We start from the raw sequence: 1,725 nt of genomic DNA, 5'->3' as shown, positions 1-1,725 counted from the left end.
CCATTATGCTTCAGACTGCATGGCAAAGGTATATAAACTCTTTGAATATTCTGAATAAAGCCAGCCTGCAATTTGAGCTATTGAACACCTAACCCAAAAAATTAGCCTGCAAAATGAGCTATACGCCGGAAATCATTCCAAGTTTTTTCGGGATTTTCCATGAATGCGATAAAATCAACGTAGTACATAAGCATAAGTCGTATCATGGTAACAACTTGCGAGAATGCACAGTGTCTCTTGATGCTTCTTGACAGGACTGTTATCAGTAGATTCGCAATCAAGACTACCCATGTCTGTATTTGTATGGCATTGACGCTGTCCCCATAGAAGAAATGAAGTGGGAAGTTCTGTTTAAGCTGTTTGTACAACGACTCGATAGCCCATCTTAGGCGGTAGATTTCAGCAATGTCCTCAACAGTAAAGTCAAAGTTGTTGGTCAATAGTACAACAGGTCTCTTTGTCTCGTAAAATATCTCCACCCTTCGTGCCTCGTGGGTGAGTTCTACTCTTGTAAAAAGCACTTTCTGATCAATATGCGTTACGAGGCCCTCTGCATTGACATACGTAACGGATTCAAGTACCTCATACTTAAGGTTTTTCTTCATTTTGGTCACGTAGCAAACGCCCTCTTCTGTAAGACGTTGGAATTGCGCGACATCGACATAACCACGGTCCATTGCTAAAGTGGAGTCTTTGGGCAGATGCACCTCTTTGAGCAGGTAATGGTCGTGTTTTGCAGCTGAAGTGAGTTGCACCACCATTGGCACGCCGACATGATACTTCATTACCGTATGCACTTTCATACCGCCTTTCTTCTTGCCTGATTTTGGATGCCGCCCGACACCTTTGAGTATGTTGTCAAAGAGCGTTATAGTGGTAGAATCCATCATGTAAAGCAACTTCTCCCAGTCTTTAGGCTCGTGTGTCTGCCCCTTATAGCCCTTGGAAGGGCGGCTGTCCGCTAAAAATTTGGCATACTTCTCCAAAAGATACGCATAAACACTTGCAAAGAACTCCTGAGGGCGGCGTATATTGGCCTCAGCAAGCGTGCTGCGACGAACCAAATAGCTCATTCCGAGGTGTCCGAGCTTGTGAGCCTCAGCCTTCATGCCTATCTCAAGTTCGCGCAGGGAATCAAAGTGTTTGAGTATGCCGAACAGCATTACGACGAGATGTTGGTAGCCGTCAAAACGCTTCACGTAAGCCTCGCTTCCTTTCGTTTCGCAGCTTATCTGAAGAATTTTCTCTTTGTCGAGTAACTTTAATACTTGACTATAGACCGGCTGTCCGGTAAAATGACTATCTTTGCTCATGGTTATATTTATTATATTGCGAAAACAAAGATAACCAAAAGGGCTGATACCTCGTGAGATGTGTCAGCCCTAATTTATTTTGTTTGAAAAAGTTTTACCGGACAGCAATAACTGGTTATAGATGTGGTTACACGGCAGCATCAAACCCACGGGAGCGGCGAAGGACAACCTGCAATCGGAGCGATCAGTGGAAAGCCGTTCATATCGGCTGTCCGTGCTCACACTTGTGGGCAAATCATCTGTATCGCTTAATGTATGTAAGCAGAGCATATTGTCGCCCACACACACAAGGTCTGCGCCCAGACGGATGTCCTCCAAAGACGCATGCCCTTCTTCAGATAGAGAGAAATACCTGTCGAGTAGTCCGCCCTTTTCATTTGTGCCAACTAACTCATCTTCAGTCATGCGGACA

General features: G+C 44.8%; 1 protein-coding gene and 1 pseudogene. Both read right to left on the bottom strand.

Annotated elements, in window-relative coordinates; genetic code table 11:
• Positions 1-101: 101 nt before the first annotated feature.
• Positions 102-1,313 carry an IS4 family transposase gene (locus tag C1709_RS00190; RefSeq protein WP_102284971.1) on the bottom strand — a complete coding sequence of 404 codons (1,212 nt, stop codon included), beginning with the start codon at positions 1,311-1,313 and terminating at the stop codon, positions 102-104.
• Between the two features lie 105 nt (positions 1,314-1,418).
• Positions 1,419-1,725: pseudogene (locus tag C1709_RS00185) on the bottom strand (TraG family conjugative transposon ATPase); the annotation flags it as partial.

The sequence above is a fragment of the Metaprevotella massiliensis genome, assembly GCF_900241015.1.
The sequence above is the reverse complement of the archived record's forward strand: the minus strand, read 5'-3'. Positions and strand labels throughout refer to the sequence as shown.

Coding starts and splice junctions, on each gene's coding strand:
- C1709_RS00190 (WP_102284971.1), bottom strand. CDS start 1,313: ATGAGCAAAGATAGTCATTTTACCGGACAGCCGGTCTATAGTCAAGTA.